Source organism: Aeromicrobium sp. Sec7.5 (genome assembly GCF_036867135.1).
Taxonomy (GTDB): domain Bacteria; phylum Actinomycetota; class Actinomycetes; order Propionibacteriales; family Nocardioidaceae; genus Aeromicrobium.
Genome location: NZ_JBAJIJ010000001.1, coordinates 1,236,905 through 1,254,937, shown reverse-complemented (window position 1 = coordinate 1,254,937; position 18,033 = coordinate 1,236,905). Strand labels below are relative to the sequence as shown.

The 18,033-nt window shown below is 71.5% G+C and carries 20 protein-coding genes; 3 read left to right on the top strand and 17 right to left on the bottom strand.

Going from position 1 to position 18,033, the window contains the following annotated elements:
* Positions 1-14: 14 nt before the first annotated feature.
* Complete coding sequence (lexA, locus tag V6S66_RS06335; protein ID WP_334205898.1) at positions 15-746, top strand: transcriptional repressor LexA; 732 nt, start codon at positions 15-17, stop codon at positions 744-746.
* A 106-nt stretch (positions 747-852) separates the two neighbouring features.
* Here the strand turns inward: lexA and galE are convergent, their stop codons facing one another.
* The 6 genes from galE to trpC form a co-directional block, all read right to left on the bottom strand.
* Positions 853-1,815, bottom strand: coding sequence for a UDP-glucose 4-epimerase GalE (gene galE, locus V6S66_RS06330; RefSeq protein WP_334205897.1), 963 nt, complete (start codon positions 1,813-1,815; stop codon positions 853-855).
* 37 nt (positions 1,816-1,852) lie between these two features.
* The gene (locus V6S66_RS06325; RefSeq protein ID WP_334205896.1) at positions 1,853-3,796 is read right to left on the bottom strand and encodes an ATP-dependent DNA helicase; all 1,944 of its coding nucleotides are present in this window, start codon (positions 3,794-3,796) and stop codon (positions 1,853-1,855) included.
* 53 nt (positions 3,797-3,849) lie between these two features.
* Complete coding sequence (gene lgt, locus V6S66_RS06320; RefSeq protein WP_334205895.1) at positions 3,850-4,806, bottom strand: prolipoprotein diacylglyceryl transferase; 957 nt, start codon at positions 4,804-4,806, stop codon at positions 3,850-3,852.
* An 11-nt stretch (positions 4,807-4,817) separates the two neighbouring features.
* Positions 4,818-5,606 carry a tryptophan synthase subunit alpha gene (gene trpA / locus V6S66_RS06315; protein ID WP_334207233.1) on the bottom strand — a complete coding sequence of 263 codons (789 nt, stop codon included), beginning with the start codon at positions 5,604-5,606 and terminating at the stop codon, positions 4,818-4,820.
* Between the two features lie 102 nt (positions 5,607-5,708).
* Positions 5,709-6,926 (bottom strand): tryptophan synthase subunit beta, encoded by a 1,218-nt coding sequence (trpB, locus tag V6S66_RS06310; protein WP_334205894.1) that lies wholly within the window; start codon positions 6,924-6,926, stop codon positions 5,709-5,711.
* A 5-nt stretch (positions 6,927-6,931) separates the two neighbouring features.
* Positions 6,932-7,738, bottom strand: coding sequence for an indole-3-glycerol phosphate synthase TrpC (gene trpC / locus V6S66_RS06305; protein ID WP_334205893.1), 807 nt, complete (start codon positions 7,736-7,738; stop codon positions 6,932-6,934).
* 195 nt (positions 7,739-7,933) lie between these two features.
* Between trpC and V6S66_RS06300 the strand changes: the two genes are divergently transcribed.
* Positions 7,934-8,314 carry a DUF4190 domain-containing protein gene (locus V6S66_RS06300; RefSeq protein WP_334205892.1) on the top strand — a complete coding sequence of 127 codons (381 nt, stop codon included), beginning with the start codon at positions 7,934-7,936 and terminating at the stop codon, positions 8,312-8,314.
* Between the two features lie 73 nt (positions 8,315-8,387).
* Here the strand turns inward: V6S66_RS06300 and V6S66_RS06295 are convergent, their stop codons facing one another.
* The gene (locus tag V6S66_RS06295; RefSeq protein WP_334205891.1) at positions 8,388-8,879 is read right to left on the bottom strand and encodes a hypothetical protein; all 492 of its coding nucleotides are present in this window, start codon (positions 8,877-8,879) and stop codon (positions 8,388-8,390) included.
* A gap of 136 nt (positions 8,880-9,015) precedes the next feature.
* On the opposite strand from V6S66_RS06295, the gene V6S66_RS06290 reads away from it, so the two are divergent.
* Positions 9,016-9,537: a DUF4190 domain-containing protein gene (locus V6S66_RS06290; protein ID WP_334205890.1), complete on the top strand. Its 522-nt coding sequence runs from the start codon at positions 9,016-9,018 to the stop codon at positions 9,535-9,537.
* Between the two features lie 16 nt (positions 9,538-9,553).
* Here V6S66_RS06290 and V6S66_RS06285 read toward each other — a convergent pair whose 3' ends face one another.
* The 10 genes from V6S66_RS06285 to hisB form a co-directional block, all read right to left on the bottom strand.
* On the bottom strand, positions 9,554-10,006 hold the full coding sequence (locus V6S66_RS06285) for a DUF2752 domain-containing protein (RefSeq protein ID WP_334205889.1): 453 nt from the start codon (positions 10,004-10,006) through the stop codon (positions 9,554-9,556).
* 2 nt (positions 10,007-10,008) lie between these two features.
* Complete coding sequence (locus V6S66_RS06280; protein ID WP_334205888.1) at positions 10,009-10,200, bottom strand: HGxxPAAW family protein; 192 nt, start codon at positions 10,198-10,200, stop codon at positions 10,009-10,011.
* 45 nt (positions 10,201-10,245) lie between these two features.
* On the bottom strand, positions 10,246-10,866 hold the full coding sequence (locus tag V6S66_RS06275; protein ID WP_334205887.1) for a Trp biosynthesis-associated membrane protein: 621 nt from the start codon (positions 10,864-10,866) through the stop codon (positions 10,246-10,248).
* A gap of 1 nt (position 10,867) precedes the next feature.
* Positions 10,868-11,206, bottom strand: a complete 339-nt coding sequence (hisI, locus tag V6S66_RS06270) for a phosphoribosyl-AMP cyclohydrolase (RefSeq protein ID WP_334205886.1) — start codon at positions 11,204-11,206, stop codon at positions 10,868-10,870.
* Positions 11,203-13,026, bottom strand: a complete 1,824-nt coding sequence (locus tag V6S66_RS06265) for an ABC transporter ATP-binding protein (RefSeq protein ID WP_334205885.1) — start codon at positions 13,024-13,026, stop codon at positions 11,203-11,205. The genes hisI and V6S66_RS06265 overlap by 4 nt, the downstream gene beginning before the upstream one ends.
* A complete protein-coding gene (locus V6S66_RS06260) occupies positions 13,019-14,824 on the bottom strand; it encodes an ABC transporter ATP-binding protein (RefSeq protein ID WP_334205884.1) in 1,806 nt (601 codons plus the stop codon). Before V6S66_RS06260 ends, V6S66_RS06265 begins: the two co-directional genes overlap by 8 nt.
* On the bottom strand, positions 14,821-15,582 hold the full coding sequence (gene hisF / locus V6S66_RS06255) for an imidazole glycerol phosphate synthase subunit HisF (RefSeq protein WP_334205883.1): 762 nt from the start codon (positions 15,580-15,582) through the stop codon (positions 14,821-14,823). The genes V6S66_RS06260 and hisF overlap by 4 nt, the downstream gene beginning before the upstream one ends.
* Positions 15,579-16,340, bottom strand: a complete 762-nt coding sequence (gene priA / locus V6S66_RS06250) for a bifunctional 1-(5-phosphoribosyl)-5-((5-phosphoribosylamino)methylideneamino)imidazole-4-carboxamide isomerase/phosphoribosylanthranilate isomerase PriA (protein ID WP_334205882.1) — start codon at positions 16,338-16,340, stop codon at positions 15,579-15,581. The genes hisF and priA overlap by 4 nt, the downstream gene beginning before the upstream one ends.
* A 422-nt stretch (positions 16,341-16,762) precedes the next feature.
* Positions 16,763-17,413 carry an imidazole glycerol phosphate synthase subunit HisH gene (gene hisH, locus V6S66_RS06245; RefSeq protein WP_334205881.1) on the bottom strand — a complete coding sequence of 217 codons (651 nt, stop codon included), beginning with the start codon at positions 17,411-17,413 and terminating at the stop codon, positions 16,763-16,765.
* Positions 17,413-18,033 carry an imidazoleglycerol-phosphate dehydratase HisB gene (hisB, locus tag V6S66_RS06240; RefSeq protein ID WP_334205880.1) on the bottom strand — a complete coding sequence of 207 codons (621 nt, stop codon included), beginning with the start codon at positions 18,031-18,033 and terminating at the stop codon, positions 17,413-17,415. Before hisB ends, hisH begins: the two co-directional genes overlap by 1 nt.

Sequence of the window (18,033 nt, the reverse complement as noted above, 5' to 3'; positions counted from 1 at the left end):
CTAGCGTGATCCCCATGACCACCGAGGACATGGCCGACCGCTCCAACGTCAGCGAGCTGCCCGACGGCCCACCCGACGCCGACGGCCTGACTGCGCGCCAGCGCCGCGTCCTGGAGTTCCTGCGCGACGAGGTCGCCCAGCGCGGTTACCCGCCCAGCATGCGCGAGGTCGGCGCGGCCGTGGGCCTGCACAGCACGTCCTCGGTCTCCCACCAGCTCAAGCAGCTCGAGAAGATGGGGTTCATCCGGCGCGATCCGTTCCGCCCGCGGGCCATGGAGATCTTCCTGCCCGACGGCATCGGCGCGCGACCGGCCGTCAGCTCGGCCGACGAGACGGTCGTCGACGAGACCGACATGCGCGACTCCATGCCCGACGCCACCTACGTGCCGATGGTCGGTCGCATCGCGGCGGGTGGACCCATCCTGGCCGAGGAGCGCGTCGAGGAGATCTTCCCGCTGCCCAAGTCCCTCGTGGGCGATGGCACGCTCTTCCTCCTCGAGGTCAGCGGTGACTCGATGATCGACGCGGCGATCTGCAACGGCGACTACGTCGTGATCCGCCAGCAGCCGGTCGCCGAGAACGGCGAGATCGTCGCGGCGATGCTCGACGGCGAGGCGACGGTCAAGACCTTCCAGCGCAAGAACGGCGAGGTCTGGCTGCTGCCGGCCAACCCCGAGTACTCCCCCATCGACGGCACGCACGCCACGATCCTGGGCAAGGTCACCGCGGTCCTGCGCCGGGTCTGAGGTCGGGAGAAGCCGACTCCATCGCCAGGGCGGTCACCTGACGGGTGGTTTCGAGACTCGCGCGCCAGAACGCACTCGCACCTCGACCAACGGATGGCGGGGTGCCTCAACCGGCGGTGGGACCCGCGGTCCAGGCACTGCGGAACATGTCGGTCACCGAGTACCGCACCTTCCAGCCGAGGTCGCGCTCTGCGAGGGCTCCCGAGGCGACGATCCGAGCCGGGTCACCCGGACGCCGATCGCCGATCTCCGGCGTGAAGTCGACGCCCGACACCTCGGCGGCGGCGTCCATGATCTGGCGCACCGAGACCCCGTCACCGCATCCGAGGTTGTAGACGCGCTCGAGGTCGCGCCCCTCCAGCAGGGCCTGCGTGGCCACGACGTGGGCCTCGGCCAGGTCGGCCACGTGCACGTAGTCGCGCTCGCACGTGCCGTCGGCCGTGGCGTAGTCGTCACCGTTGATGCGGGGCGTCCGGCCCTCGCGCAGTGCCCGGATCACGAGCGGGAAGAGGTTGTGCGGACTGGAGTCGTACAGCTCGGGCACGGCCGACCCCACGACGTTGAAGTAGCGCAGCGACGTGTGGCGGGTCCCCCATGCGCGCTCGGAGTCACGCAGCAGCCACTCCCCGATCAGCTTGCTCTCGCCGTACGGCGACTCCGGGGCGGTCGGGGTGTCCTCGGTCACCAGTTCCACGTCGGGCGTGCCGTAGGTGGCCGCGCTCGAGGAGAACACGATCGCGTCGACGCCGCTGTGCTCCATCGCGCGCAGCAGGCTGACGGTGCCTTGGACGTTCTGCTCGTAGGTGTGCAGCGGCCGCTCGACCGACACGCCGGCGTACTTGTAGCCGGCCAGGTGCACGACAGCCTGCACGTCATGGTCGGCCATGGCCGTCTCGAGGGCCGCGGTGTCGAGCAGCGACGCCTCGACGAACGGCACGTCGTCCGGCACGAACTCGCGATGGCCGCTGGAGAGGTCGTCGACCACGACGCACTCCAGGCCCGCGAGCCCGAGGGCCCGGACGACGTGCGATCCGATGTAGCCGGCGCCGCCGGTGACCACGATGCTCATAGGGGGCGAGTCTAGGAGGTGGCCGGGTGCGCTGGGATCAGGCCTGCGAGGCCAGCTCGTCGAGACGCTTGAGCGCTGCCAGCACGGTGGCCTTGTCGGTGGTGCGCCACATGGGCGGCAGCGACGACGCGAGGTACCCGCCGTAGCGTGCGGTGGCCAGCCGCGAGTCGAGCACCGCCACCACGCCGCGGTCGTCGACGCGGCGGATCAGGCGGCCGGCGCCCTGCGCGAGCAGGAGCGCTGCGTGGCTGGCGGCGATCGACATGAAGCCGTTGCCGCCGCGCTGCTCGACGAGGCGCTGCCGAGCGCCCATGAGCGGGTCGTCGGGACGCGGGAAGGGGATGCGGTCGATCACGACGAGCTGGCACGTGGCGCCCGGCACGTCGAGGCCCTGCCACAGGCCGAGGGTGCCGAACAAGCACGCCGTCTCGTCGTCGACGAACTTCTTCGTGAGCTCGCTGAGGTGGGCCTCGCCCTGCACCAGCACCTCGAGGTCAGGCAGGCGCTCGCGTACCTTCTCGGCCGCCGCCTCGGCGCCGCGCCGGGAGGAGAACAGCCCGAGGGTGCGACCGCCGGCCGCCCCCACCAGCTCGACCAGCTCGTCGACGAACTGCGTGCTGGGCCCCTCGCGGCCAGGCGCCGGAAGGTGCTTGGCGACGTACAGCATGCCCTGCTTGCCGTAGTCGAACGGTGAACCGACGTCGATGCCCGACCACTCGTGGTCACCGAAGCCCAGACCCACCGACCGGACGACCGCGTCGAAGCTGCCGCCGAGCGCCAGCGTGGCGCTCGTGAGCACCACGGTGCGGTCGGCGAAGACGCTGTTGGCCAACATGCTGGCCACGTCGAGCGGGGCGAGCTGCAGCCGCGGACCGGAGCGCGCCTCGGCGGCCCACAGCACGTCGGCATCGCTGTGCGCCGCCATGCGCTCGGCCACGGCACGGACGTCGTCGACGAGCCCCCGTGCCTGCTGGCGGGCGGCGTCGGGCTCGCCACCTCCCTTCTCGGAGGTGAAGTCGGACATGCAGGCTCGGGCGGAGTCGCGCACCAGCCCGAGCACGTCGAGCAGCTCGTCGGTGGGGCGGTCGATGCGCCCCTGCTCGGTGCGGGTGAGCACGTCCGCCAGGGCGTCGGACGCATCGGCCAGATCGTCCGCGGCCTGGCCGCTCTTGAGGTGGCCCCGCGCACGCCGGGCTGCGCGCTCGACCGAGACCGGCTCGAGCTCGACCGTGGCGGCCTGCGTGACGCGAGAGGCGAGCTCGTGGGCCTCGTCGATCACGACGACGTCGTGCTCGGGCAAGGTCGGCACGTCGCCCTGGGCGTCGATCGCGAGCAGCGAGTGGTTGGTGACGACCAGCTGGGCGGCGTGGGCCTTCGCCTTGGCCTTCTCGGCGAAGCACTCCAGCGCGAACCCGCACTTGGACGCACCGAGGCACTCCCGGGCCGTGACGCTGACCTGCCGCCACCCGCGGTCGGTGTGCGACGGTGCGGACTCGCGGTCGCCCGGGCCGGTGTTCTCGGCCTGGTCCTCGGCCCACTCGCGCAGCGCCACGACCTCGGACCCGAGGGTGCCCTCGGGGACGTCGACGAGCGTGCCCTGGTCATCGGGCACCCCGACGCGGAGCCGATGCAGGCACGCGTAGTTCGAGCGCCCCTTGAGCACGGCGTGTGACGGCACCTCGTCGAGCACGTCGGCGGCGCCCTCCAGCAGGGCCGGGATGTCGCGCTGCACGAGCTGGTGCTGCAGACCCAGGGTGGCGGTGGCGATCACGACCCGCTTGCCGTGCAGCAGGCTCGGCACGAGGTACCCCAGCGACTTGCCGGTGCCGGTGCCGGCCTGCACGAGCAGGTGCCGGCCCTCGTCCATCGCGGCGGCCACGGCCTCGGCCATCTCGACCTGGCCCGGGCGCTCGACGCCTCCGACCGACCCGACCGCCGCATGCAGGACCTCGCGGACGCGGGACGACTCGTCAGCAGGCATGCGCGTCACCCTAGCCGCGGGGCTCGGCCCGGCGGCGGCATCGTCCACACCGGTCAGGTCGCGTCGGGACGCGAGGGCTCGTCAGCCTCGACGTCGCTGGTCCCCTCCGCCTGATCGGCGTCACGATCGCGCGCGCCCGACTTCTCGTCGGTGGTGAGCTCCTCGGTCGTGGGTTCGTCGGCGGTCGGGTCGTCGTTCGAGCTGTAGTCGTCGGGACCGGCGCCGCGACCGAGCCAGAACAGGAAAGCCGCGACCGCGAAGACGATGACCGAGGTCCACACGTTCAGGCGCCAGGGCCCGATCTCGTTGACGTCGTCGATGCGCAGCTGCTCGATCCAGAAGCGTCCGGCGGTGTAGAGCATGACGTAGAGCCAGAACACCCGGTAGCCCGAGAAGCGGTACCGGCGGTCGAGCCAGATCAGCACGGCCGCCGCCGCCAGGTTCCAGAGCAGCTCGTAGAGGAAGGTGGGGTGGAACGTCGCGAACTGGACGTAGTCGACGGGCCGGTTGGCCGGGTCGATCTCCAGAGCCCACGGCAAGGTCGTGGGACCGCCGAAGAGCTCCTGGTTGAAGTAGTTGCCGATGCGCCCGACCGCCTGCGCGACGAGCAGGCCGGGGGCGATGGCTCCCGCGATGGCCGAGAACGAGACGCCGAGGCGGCGTGCGGCGATGTAGGCGCCGAGCGCGCCGCCCGCCACGGCACCCCAGATGCCGAGCCCGCCCTCCCAGATGAAGAGGGCCCGTATCGGTTCACGCCCCTCGGCGAAGTACAGCTGGGGGTCGGTGGCCACGTGGTACATCCGGGCACCGACGATGCCGAACGGGATGGCCCAGATCGCGACGTCGGCGATGACGCCCTCACGCCCCCCGCGGGCCTGGAACCGGCGCTCGCCGATCCAGATCGCCAGCAGCGCGCCGAGGATGATGCCGAGCGCGTAGGCGCGCAGCGGGAACGGACCAATCTCCCAGACACCAGTCTCGGGGCTGGGGATGTAGGTCACGATGTCCATGGCCGAAGTGTTCACGGTCGCTCCATTCCGGCCCGCAGCTCGCGGGTGAGGGCGGCGAGGGCCTCGAGGCCCTGCTGCTCGTCGTCAGTGTCCAGCAGGCAGCGTACGAATGCCGAGCCCACGATGACAGCATCCGCGAAGGCGGCGACCTCCGCGGCCTGCGCCCCGTTGCTGACACCGAGACCGACGCCGATCGGCTTGTCGGTGACCTCGCGGATGCGGGCGACGAGTGCCGGCGCGAGGCTGGAGGTCTCGGTGCGCTGACCCGTCACACCCATCACGGCGGTGGCGTAGATGAATCCGCTGGCCGCGGCCACGGTCATCGCGAGGCGATCGTCGGTCGAGGACGGTGCCACCAGGTAGACGCGGTGGAGCTGGTGCTCCCGGGACGCCTTGTCCCAGTCGACGCCCTCGTCGGGAATCAGGTCGGGCGTGATCAGACCCGCGCCGCCGGCCTCCGCCAGCTGGGCGGCGAACCGGTCGACGCCGCGCCGCTCGACGGGGTTCCAGTAGGTCATGACCACGGTGGGCACGCCCAGCTCGGCCGTGGCCCGCACGACCTCGAAGACGTCGTCGACCCTCGTCCCGGCCGCGAGAGCCGTCTCGGCCGCCGCCTGGATCGTGGGACCGTCCATGACGGGGTCGCTGTAGGGCAGGCCGACCTCGACGAGGTCGACACCGTTCTCGACCATCGTGGCGATCGCTCGGATCGAGAGCTCGACGGTCGGGAACCCGGCGGGCAGGTAGCCCACGAGCGCAGCGCGGTTCTCGGCCCGCGTGCGCGCGAAGAGCTCGTCGATCGATGTCGGTCCGGCGGGGGTGCCGGGCCCTGGGCGGCTCGGAGGCACGGTCGTCCCGGCAGGGGTGCCGGGCCCTGGGCGGCTCGAAGGCAGGGTCACGGCTCAGCGACCTTCGGCGAGCAGGCCGAAGTACTCGGCAGCGGTGTGGACGTCCTTGTCGCCGCGACCCGAGAGGTTCACCAGGATCGTGGCGTCCGGACCGAGCTCGCGGGCGAGGTCGATCGCACCGGCGAGCGCGTGCGCGGACTCGATCGCGGGAATGATGCCCTCGGTCTTGCAGAGCAGGTCGAAGGCCGACATCGCCTGCGCGTCGGTGGCCGGGCGGTAGACGGCCCGGCCAATGTCGGCGAGGTAGGAGTGCTCGGGCCCGACGCCCGGGTAGTCGAGACCGGCGCTGATGGAGTGCGACTCGGTCGTCTGGCCGTCGTCGTCCTGCAGCAGGAACGAGCGGGCGCCGTGCAGGACGCCGACCTGGCCGCCGGTGATGGTGGCCGCGTGGCGACCCGTCTCGACGCCGTCGCCGCCGGCCTCGACACCGAGGATGCGGACCTGCTCGTCGCCGATGAACGCCGTGAACAGGCCGATGGCGTTCGACCCGCCGCCGACGCACGCCACGATCGCCTCGGGCAACTTGCCGTCGAGCTCCAGCACCTGGGCGCGGGCCTCGTCGCCGATGCCTCGCGTGAGCTCGCGCACCATGGTCGGGAACGGGTGGGGACCGGCGGCCGTGCCGAAGAGGTAGTGGGTCGTGTCGACCGTGGTGACCCAGTCGCGCAGCGCCTCGTTGATGGCGTCCTTCAGCGTGCGGCTGCCGGTCGTGACCGGGATGACCTCGGCGCCGAGCATGCGCATGCGCGCCACGTTGAGTGCCTGGCGCTCGGTGTCGACCTCACCCATGTAGACGGTGCACTCGAGATCGAGGTAGGCGCAGGCCGTGGCGGACGCGACGCCGTGCTGGCCCGCACCGGTCTCGGCGATGCAGCGTGGCTTGCCGATGCGCTTGGCCAGCAGCGCCTGGCCGATCACGTTGCGGATCTTGTGCGCGCCCGTGTGGTTCAGGTCCTCACGCTTGAGCAGGATGCGTGCGCCGGCGGCCTTGCTGAACCGGTGCGCCTCGTACAGCGGGCTCGGCACGTTGGCGTACTCGCGGAGCATCCGCGCGAGCTCGGCCTGGAAGACCGGGTCGACCTGAGCGGCCTCCCACTCGCGCGTGATCTCCTCGAGCGGCGCCATGAGCGCCTCGGGCATGAAGCGACCACCGAACCGGCCGAAGTGGCCGGGGCCGTCGGGCAGGACAGGGCCATCCGTGAGAGAGGTCACGCGTGTCAGCTCCGGTGCTGGAGGGCGGGGTGCGAGCCGGCCGCCACGAGATCGGCGACCGAGGCGCGGGGATCGTCGTCGCGCACGAGGGTCTCGCCCACGAGCACCACGTTGGCGCCGTGGCGCCCGTACTCGATGACGTCGTGCGGCCCCCGCACACCGGACTCGGCGACCGAGACGACGGTGCTCGGGATCCGGGGCGCGAGACGCGCGAACGTGTCGCGGTCGACCTCGAGCGTCTTGAGGTTGCGGGCGTTCACGCCGACGAGGTCGGCCCCGGCGGCCAGCGCCCGGTCGAGCTCGTCCTCGTCATGGACCTCGACGAGCGGCGTCAGACCGATGGAGACCGCGCGTTCGATGAGGCTCTCGAGCACGATCTGCTCCAGGGCCGCCACGATGAGCAGAGCCATGTCGGCTCCCGCAGCACGCGCCTCCCACAGCTGGTACGACGTCGTGATGAAGTCCTTGCGCAGCACCGGGACGTCGACCTTGGCGCGCACCGCGCGCAGGTCGTCGAGCGTGCCGCCGAATCGCCGCTGCTCGGTCAGGACGCTGATCGCCGCGGCGCCCCCTGAGGCGTAGTCGGCGGCGAGGGACGCAGGATCGGAGATGAGCGCCAGCTCGCCCTTGCTGGGGCTGGAACGCTTGACCTCGGCGATGACCGAGACGCCCTCGGAGCGGAACGCCGGCATGGGGTCCAGCGCCTCCGGCTGACGGGCGGCCCGGGACTTGAGGTCCGCCAGGCTGGTGAGGGCCATGCGGTCAGCGAGGTCGGCCGCAGCGCCGACAAGGATCTCGTCGAGTACGGACATGAGACCTCCTGGCGCGAGACCGCCCCCGGACGAGACGGCTGTCCTCACAGGGTAGACCCGCCGGAGCAACGCACGTGCACGGGTGCCGCACCGCGGACCTGCTCTCGAGCCGAGGCGTGGAGGGCCTCCGGTGGGTGCACCGACCACACGCGTCGCGCGGGTGCTCCGCTCCGCGATCTCCATTGGTCTCCCGACATGTCGACCAACGAACCGAACGACACGTCAGGACTGCCCAGCTACGGCTCCACGCCGCCCCCAGAGGGCGGCTACCCGCCCCCGGGGTCGTACCCGCCCCAGGCGCCGGGGGGCTACGGCGCCCCGCCGAAGACCAACGGCAAGGCCATCGCCTCCCTGGTGCTCGGCATCGTGAGCCTGTTCTGCTTCGGCCTCGTGACCGGGGTCCTCGCGATCGTCTTCAGCCGCATGGCGACCCAGGAGATCGAGACCTCGCAGGGCACCCAGACCGGCGCGGGCCTGGCCAAGGCCGGCTTCATCATCGGCATCATCGGCCTCGTGCTGTGGGCCGGCTACCTGCTGCTGGTGCTCACGGGCACGCTGGACAACGCCTTCGGCTGAGCCAGACCCCTCCACCGTCGAACGGGTGCCGGACCTCGGTCCGGCACCCGTTCGCGTCGGTGTGGACCGCGCCTCAGTAGGTCGGCGTCGGGGCCGAGAAGAACGCGTTGCTGTCGGGACGGAACAGGAACACGATCGTGGCGACGTTGAGCACGAGTCCGACGAGGCCGAGCAGCAGGAACACGACGGGCTGGCTGCCGAGCAGGCCGATCACCCCGGCCACGATGCCGAAGCCGAGCAGCACCGTGTAGACGATCCGGGCCCAGTTGGCGCCCTTCTTCAGGAAGAAGATGAACAGGATCGCGAGGCCGACGCCGAAGGCGATGGCGAAGACGGTACCGATGATGACGCCGAGCTGGGCCGCATCGCGGTCGAGCGCCGCGTTGGCCCCCAGGGCGTCGTCGATCAGGTCGTCGAGGAACAACAGCGTCAGGAGCGAGGAGAGGACGCTGAGACCGACGCCGACCCAGATGAGGTTGATCGCGGTCTTGACCGAGGCGGGCGGCTCGCCCTTGGTCGGCGGGCGGTACGGCTGCTCAGGTCCTGCGGGATACGGGTCGACCATCGAAGGTTCCTCTCGATCTCACGGCATGCCACGGCGGCACCTCACCCCGATCGTGCCGTGTCCAGGTGCTGTGCGCACCCGGCGCCGCATGATGAGATGATCCGCGAACGTCGCCGCCCGTTCCCGAGGAGACCCGATGAGCACCCCCGACCAGGACCCCCAGGGTCCCGATCCGCACGGCGCCGGCGCGACCCCGCCGCCCGGCCAGCCGGTGCCCGGTGCCCCGAACCCCAACCCGTACGCGCAGGCGCCGTACGGACAGCCGCAGGCCCCCTACGGACAGCCGCAGGCCCCGTACGGGTACCCGCAGGCGCCGTACGGCTACGGCTACCCGCAGGCCTACCAGCCCTACGGACCGCAGGGCAGCCAGCAGGCCCTGTGGTCGATGATCCTGGGGATCGCCTCGATCGCGAGCATCGTCGTGGCGCTCTGCTTCTACGTCCCCGGCATCGCGCTCGGCATTCCGGCCGTCATCCTCGCCTTCACGGCACGCAAGGAGATCGCCCGGTCGAACGGGATGCGGACAGGATCGGGGCAGGCGACCGCAGGTCTGGTGACCGGCATCATCGGGATCGTGCTGAACGTGCTGGTCATCGCGTTCTTCGTGGTCCTGTTCGCGACCGAGGGCTTCGGCGACCCGTCCTGGAACAGCTACTGAGTCCGATGCCAGAGGGTCAGGGCTGGAGGCCCTGGCCCCACGGGGTCCAGCGAAGGATCGCGAACGCCAGCATCGACGCGGCCACGACGATGAACCACGGTCGGGACAGCCGGATCCACGGCACGTCCTGACCGCGCGAGCGTCGGACGGTCCAGACGACCCACGCGACACCCATCACGGCGACGAACACGACGGCCGCCGCGTTGCTGAGCAGCGCACCCGCGACGTCGCCCCGGGTCAGGTCGTTCATGGCCCGAAGACCGCCACAGGCGGGGCACGGCTCTCCGGTGAGGAGCAGGAACGGGCAGAAGCCCCAGCTGCCGCTCGCGTGCGGGTCCCGCAGGTTCAGGGCGCCGAGCGCCAGGGCACCGGCACCGCCGACGAGCAGGGGGGCGCGCAGGAGATCGGCGCGCGAACGATCCGCCCGAGTGTCCCCGGGCGGTGGCGGCGGGAGGACCGCCTGACTCATGGTCAGTGGCTCTTGGCGCCGCGGCCGGACTTCGACATGACCAGACCGACCGGGCCGGCGATGAGGGCCACGACGCAGCCGATCGTGAAGACGATCCAGTTCGGGTCCGGCACCAGGCCGATGCCGCCGATCGTGGTGCCGATGAGGGCCAGCAGGACGGCGGTCCAGGCGGCGGGCGAGGATCCGTGCGACATGGGCGAGAACTCCTGCGGTGGTCGGGCGGTCTGACGCGGGTCAGCCTACCGGGCCGGGCCACCGTCGCCGGCGTCGCGGTCGTCGGACGGGTCGTCGCTCGGGTCGGTGGGGTCGAGTCCGGCGTCCATCGCCTTCCAGAGGTCCGATCCGTCGGGCTCGACCACTCGGGCCGAGGGCGACTCGTACCGACTGCTCATGGTGGGCCAGGCAGCGCCGAACCGGACGACGAGGAGCCCGAGCAGCGCCGCGACCACGAAGGCGGCAGCCGCGAGCCACGGCCCCGCGTGGGTCACGGAGCTCACGTCGACCCCCTCGCCGAACGCGACGCTCTCCTGCACCGCGGCATCGACGACGCCCTGCGGGTCGGTGCGGGTCGCGACGACCCCACCGACCGACGCGGCGACGACCAGGACGCCGATGACGCGCCGGAACCAGCCCCCGGAGGCCAGCACGCCCAGGCCCGCCGCCACGATCACGACCGCGAGGCCGGGCACCAGGGCGGAGACGTCGGTGCCCGTGGTCTCGACGACCGCACCGGCCCCCTGGCCGTCGCCGAGCGTCGTGGTGACCCAGGTACGCCGACCGAGGACGAAGGCCACACCGCCGGCCACCACGATGCCGAGGACCGTGGGCCCGTACCAGCGCCGAGGGTTGCTGCCCGCCACGTCAGAGCAGCCGGTCGGCGACGAAGCAGGTGGTGGCACCCGTGTGGCACGTGGGGCCCGCGGCGTCGGCCGTGACGAGCACGGTGTCGCCGTCGCAGTCGAGGCGCACCTCGCGCACGGCGAGCGTGTTGCCCGACGTCTCGCCCTTGACCCAGTACTCGCGACGACTGCGGCTCCAGAACGTGGCCGCGCCGGTCGTGAGGGTGCGGTGCAGGGCCTCGTCGTCCATCCAGCCGACCATCAGCACGTCGCGGGTGCCGGCGTCCTGCACGACAGCGGCCACCAGCCCGTTGGCGTCACGCTTGAGTCGCGAGGCGACGTCGGGGTCCAGGTTGCTCACGGTGCCAGTGTCCCAGCAGGCGCCGCGAGGCCGAGCGAGGCCTGGGCCACCCAGCTGGCGTGGAGCCGCTGGTAGACGCCACCGGCATCGACGAGATCGTCGTGCGAGCCGTCCTCCACGAGGCGTCCGGCGTCGAAGACCAGGATGCGGTCGGCGTTCTCGGCGGTGGACAGACGGTGCGCGATGGTGACGCTCGTGCGCCCGTCGAGCAGCACCTCGAGCGCCCGGGTGGCCCGCAGCTCGGTCTGGGGATCGACCGCGCTGGTGGCCTCGTCGAGCACGAGGAACGCCGGGTCGGCGAGGGCCGAGCGCACGAGCGCGACGAGCTGCCGCTCCCCCGCCGACAACGACTCGCCGCGCTGGCCCACGCGGGTCTGCAACCCGCGGGGCAACGCCTCGAACCAGGCGACCAGTCCGAGGTCGCCGATCGCGGCGACGAGCTCGGCGTCGGTGGCCGAGCGACGTCCGTACCGCAGGTTCTCGGCCAGGGTGGAGTCGAACAGGAAGCCCTCCTGCGGCACCATCACGACGTGGCGTCGCAGGTCGGCGAAGGAGATCTCCGCGACATCGGCCCACTGGTCGTCGCGGCCCAGGGCCACGTTGCCCTCGACCGGGTCCATCAGACGCGTGAGCAGCTTGGCGAACGTGGTCTTGCCCGAGCCGGTCTCGCCCACGACCGCGATGCGCTGGCGCGGCGCGATCGTGACGTCGACGTCGTCCAGCACCGTGGGGCCGTCGGGGTAGGCGAACCGCACGTGGGTGAAGCGCGCTCCCAGATCGCCGGTGGGGAGCGTCGCGACCCCGGGCCCCGGATCGACGACATCGGCCGGCGTCTCGAGCAGCTCGATCACGCGGCGCCAGGAGGCGACCGCGTTCTGCGCCTCGGTGATGACCTGCGTGGCCATCTGGGCCGGCCCGACGAACAGGGTGATGAGGAAGATGAAGGCGATGACGGTGCCCATCGACAGCCCGCCGACGACCCCCAGCCACACGCCCACGCCGAGGGCGGCCGCGTTCGCCACGCCGCCGACCAGGATCGCGGTCGCGAACGTGACGCTGACGATGGTCTGCGCCTTGACGTTCGAGCGGTAGTTCGTCTGGATGGCGTCGTCGATGCGCTGCTGCGTGCGCGCCTCGATCGCATACGAGCGCACGACCGAGGCTCCGACGACGGGCTCGGCGATCGTGGTCAGCAGGTCGGCGACCGTCTGGCGCACGCGGTCGTAGGCGACCGACATGCGTTCGGCGAAGAACTTCAGGCTCAGGGCGAGCGGGATGAAGGTCGCGATCACGACGAGCGTCAGCTGCCACGACAGGAAGGCCATGACGACCGTGGCCACCAGCATCTGCCCGGCACTGAGCACCAGGATCATGCCCGTCGACTGCAGGAACAGCGAGATCTGGTCGATGTCGGACGTGACCCGCGAGACGAGCGAGCCGCGACGCTGGGTGTTCTGCGTCAGCATCGACAGGTCGTGGACGTGGCGGAAGGCCCGCACGCGCAGCTGCGTGAGGCCCCGCTCGGTACCGGTGAAGATGCGGACCTTCGCCGCCCAGCTCGCGACTCCCGAGACCATGAGCAGCAGGGCCGCGAGGGTGACCACGAGCACGATGCGGTCGCCCTCGACCCCTCCCTGGGTGTCGCCCAGGCCGGAGTCGACCGAGCGCTGCACCACGATCGGCACGAGCGAGCTGCCGGCCGTGCCGAGCAGGGCCAGGAGGACCGTGCGACGCCACCCCGCGGTGATCGCGGGGCTCAGGGCCAGTCCCCGTCGGATGATGCGCAGGCTCCCCTCGCGGGGCGTCTTCTTGTCACTCATGGTCGACCTCCTGCCGGGCCTGGTCGTACGCGTCGACGAGGTCGCGGTAGGCGGCGGACCGCTCCCGCAGCTCGGCATGGGTGCCGCGATCGGCGATCCGGCCGTCGGCGAGGTGCACGACCTGGTCGGCCAGGGCGATCGTGGCCTTGCGGTAGGCCACCACGAGCACGGTGGGGCCACCTGCCTGCGAGCGCTCGGCCAGAGCGCGCAGGATCCGCTGCTCGACGTCGGGGTCGAGGGCGCTCGTGGCGTCGTCGAGCACCAGCAGTCGCGGAGCCCGCACGAGAGCCCGCGCGAGCGACAGTCGCTGCCGCTGCCCGCCGGAGAGCGACGTGCCGCGCTCCCCCAGCTCCGTGTCGAGACCGTGGGGCAGCGCCGAGACGAACCGGTCCGCCTGCACCGTGCGCAGCACGTCCCAGACGGTCTCGTCGTCGATGTCGGCGTCGAGCGTGATGTTGCTGCGCACCGTGTCGTCGAACAGGAACGTGGCCTGGGCGACGAGCGAGACCGCCGCCGACAGCGCCTCGTGGTCGACCTCGGCGACGGCGCGTCCGTCGAGGAGCACGCGCCCCTCGTCGGCGTCGACCAGGCGCGTCACGAGCGAGGCCAGGGTGCTCTTGCCGCTGCCGGTCGACCCGACGACGGCGGTGACGCTGCCCGCCTGCACCTCCAGGTCGAGACCGGCGAGCACGAGCTCGTCGGGCTCGTAGGAGAAGCCGAGACCCTCGGTGCGCAGGCCGACCGGGCCGGATCCCGGGAGGTCGGCCGAGCCGTAGGGGAACCGGGTGGGGTCGTCGAGCACCCCACGGACGCGGTCCCAGCCGACCACGGTGCGCGGCAGCTCGGCGAGCACCCAACCAATCGCCCGGACCGGCATGGCCACGATCGTGAAGAGGTACGCGATCTGCACGACGTCGCCGGGCTCGGTGGCGCCGGACTCGATGCGGCCGATGCCGAGCAGCACCACGAGGAGCACACCGATGCTCGGCAGCGCCTCGAGGACCGGCTCGAAGACCGCGCGCACCCGTCCGACCGCGATGTTGGCGTCGCGCAGCTCCTCGGAGGCCGCGGCGAACCGCGCCGTCTCCTCGTCCTCGCGGCCCAGGGACTTCACGACCAGGGCGCCGTCGAACGACTCGTGCGCGACCGACGAGACGTCACCACGCAGGCTCTGCGCCTGGGCCATCCGGGGCCCCTGGCGGCGCTGGTAGACCACGTTCAGCACGAACAGGAGCGGGAACACGACCAGCCCCACGAGGGTGAGCACGGGGTCGGCGGCCAGCATCGTGACGACCGCGACGATCAGCATCGCGATGACGCCGATCGCCATCGGCAGCGGCATGAAGACGCTCCAGATGGCCTCGACGTCCGCGTTGGCGTTCGAGAGCAGCTGGCCCGTGGGGTGCGACTGGTGCCACGAGACCGGCAGCTGCAGGTACTTGCGGGTCACGCGACGACGATCGCCCGCGACGAGGCGGTAGTAGACGATGCCGCCGACGAGGCGGCGACCGACGACGCCGATCATGCGCAGCAGCGCGGCGCTGATGAAGAGCAGCGTGCCCGTGACGAGGGCCCCGGTCGCGACGTCGCCGTCGGCGAAGGAGGGGCGGATGACGTGGTCGGTGGCCCAGCCCAGCACCCAGGCGTCGGCGACGGTCGTGGCGCCGAACAGCACCGAGAACGCGATGGAGAGCGAGAACAGCGCCTTCTGGCGACCGATGCCGACTCCGAGCACGCCAAAGCCCCGACGGGTCAGGTCGGTCGTGTTCGTGCCGCCGAGATTGTCGAGGGCGGTCATCTGACGGTGTGGCCGGCAGCGCGCAAGGTGTCTTTCACGTCCTGGATGGTCAGGCTGCCGAAGTGGAACACACTCGCGGCGAGCACGGCGTCGGCGCCGGCCTCGACCGCTGGGGGGAAGTGTTCGAGCTTCCCGGCGCCGCCACTGGCGATCAGTGGCACCTGTGTAACGCTGCGGACGGCCCGAATCATTTCCAGGTCGAAGCCTTGTTTCGTGCCGTCGGCGTCCATCGAGTTCAGCAGGACCTCCCCGACACCGAGATCGCTGGCCCGGCGGACCCACTCGACGGCGTCGATGCCGGCACTCTGACGACCTCCGTGGGTCGTGACCTCGAAGCCGCTCGGCTGGTCCGAGGCACGCCGGGCGTCGACGCTCAGCACCAGCACCTGGTTGCCGAAGCGCCGCGAGATCTCGCCGATGACCTCCGGCCGCGCGATGGCCGCCGTGTTGATGCCGACCTTGTCGGCACCGGCGCGGAGCAGCCGGTCGACGTCGCCCGTGGTGCGCACGCCGCCACCCACCGTGAGCGGGATGAAGACCTGCTCGGCGGTCCGGCCGACCATGTCGTACGTCGTGCTGCGGTCACCGCTCGAGGCCGTGATGTCGAGGAACGTGAGCTCGTCGGCACCTGCGGCGTCGTAGACGCGTGCCATCTCGACGGGGTCGCCCGCGTCACGCAGGTCGACGAAGTTGACGCCCTTGACGACCCGGCCCGCGTCGACGTCGAGGCACGGGATGACCCGGACCGCGAGGGTCACGCGCCACCACGATCGGCGGAGGCCCCGGCGGCGCCCTTCGTGATCGCGAGCGCCTCCTCGAGCGTGAACTGGCCCGTGTAGAGGGCCGTGCCCGCGATCGCGCCCTCGACCCCGATGCCCACGAGGCCCGACAGCGCGCGGACGTCGTCGAGCGTCGTGACGCCGCCGGAGGCGACGACGGGCCGGTCGGTACGGCTGCACACGTCGCGCAGGAGGTCGAGGTTCGGACCCTGCAGCATGCCGTCCTTGTTGACGTCGGTCACGACGTAGCGCGCGCACCCCTCGGCGTCGAGGCGCGCGAGCGTCTCGTGCAGGTCGCCGCCGTCGCGGGTCCAGCCGCGGGCCGCGAGCGTGGTGCCGCGGACGTCGAGGCCGATCGCGACACGGTCGCCCCACGTGGCGATGGCCTTGGCGCACCACTCCGGCTGCTCGAGCGCCGCCGTGCCGATGTTGACGCGGCGGCACCCCGTGGCCATCGCGGCCTCGAGCGACTCGTCGTCGCGGATGCCACCGGACATCTCGACCTGGATGTCGAGCCGGCCGACGATCTCGGCCTGGAGCTCACGGTTCTGGCCGTGCCCGAACGCGGCGTCGAGGTCGACGAGGTGCAGCCACTCGGCGCCGGCGTCCTGCCATCGCAGCGCGGCCTCGATCGGGTCGCCGAAGGCCTTCTCCGACCCGTCGACGCCCTGCACGAGCTGGACGGCCTGGCCGCCCTTGATGTCGACGGCGGGCAGCAGCTCGAGGTAGTCGCTCACGGCCCCGAGCCTATCGGTGGCCCCCCCGCGCAGGCCGACCGAGGTTTCGAGGCTCGTCGCACGGGCGAAGCCCCGCCCCTTGAGGTGCGAGGAACGAGCCTCGAAAGGGGTACCTCAGCCCAACGGGTCACCGAGGTTTCGAGGCTCGTCGCCGAGAGCTCCTCACACCTCAACCACCGGTGGGTCCGCCCCTTGAGGTGCGAGGAACGAGCCTCGAAAGGGGTACCTCAGCCCAACGGGTCACCGAGGTTTCGAGGCTCGTCGCCGAGAGCTCCTCACACCTCAACCACCGGTGGATCCGCCCCTTGAGGTGCGAGGAACGAGCCTCGAAAGGGGTACCTCAGCCCAACGGGTCACCGAGGTTTCGAGGCTCGTCGCCGAGAGCTCCTCACACCTCAACCAGCGGGTGGTGGTGCGGTCAGTCAGAGCGTCGCGATCCAGTTCTCGAGCAGGCGCCGGCCGGCGTCGGCGGACTTCTCGGGGTGGAACTGCGTGGCCCAGAGCGGACCGTGCTCGACGGCCGAGACGAACCGGTCGCCCTCGTAGGCCGTCCAGGTGACGTCGGGGGCCTTCACCGGGCCACCGGGGACGATCTCCCACTCACGCACGCCGTAGGAGTGCACGAAGTAGAAGCGCTCGCCCTCCAGCCCGGCGAACATCCGCGAGCCGGCGGGAGCCTCGACCGTGTTCCAGCCCATGTGCGGCACGATCGGCGCCTCCAGACGCTCGACCGTGCCCGGCCACTCGCCGCAGCCGGGCGTGCGCACTCCGTGCTCGATCCCCTCGGCGAACAGGATCTGCATGCCGACGCAGATGCCGAGCACCGGGCGATTGGCGATGAGCCGTCGCTCGATGAGCCGCTCGCCGTCGACCGCCGTGAGTCCGTTCATGCAGGCCTCGAACGCACCGACGCCCGGCACGAGCAGGCCGTCGGCCTCGAACGCGACCGAAGAGTCGGCCGTGAGCGTGACCGCGGCGCCGGCACGCTCGACCGCACGCACGGCGGAGCGCACGTTCCCCGATCCGTAGTCGAGGACAGCGACGCTGGGCAGTGCCGACCCGGATGGGGCCACTACAGCGCACCCTTGGTCGAGGGGATGCCCGTCTCGCGCGGATCGATCTCGATCGCCTCGCGCAGCGCTCGCGCGAGCGCCTTGAACTGGCACTCGGCGATGTGGTGCGGATCGCGGCCGGAGGTCAGCGTCATGTGGAGCGTCAGCCCGGCGTGGTGGGCGATCGACTCGAACACGTGCGAGGTCAGCGAACCGGAGTACTGCCCGCCGATGACCACCGTGATCTGCCGCTCGGGCTCACCGGAGTGCACGAAGTACGGGCGCCCGGAGACGTCGACCGTGCACGTGGCGATGGCCTCGTCGAGGGGCACCGTGGCGGTGCCGTAGCGGCGGATGCCCGCCTTGTCGCCCAGGGCCTCGCGCAGGGCGTCGCCGATGCCGATGGCGGTGTCCTCGACGGTGTGGTGCGCATCGATGTGCAGGTCGCCCTCGGTCTTGACCGTGAGGTCGATCAACGAGTGCCGCGCGAGCGCGGTGAGCATGTGGTCGTAGAAGCCGACGCCGGTCGAGATGTCGTGCTGCCCGCTGCCGTCGAGGTCGAGCTCGACGACGACGTGCGACTCGGAGGTCTTCCGTTCGATCCGGGCCGTGCGGGGGCCGCGCGCATCGCTTGCGGCCAC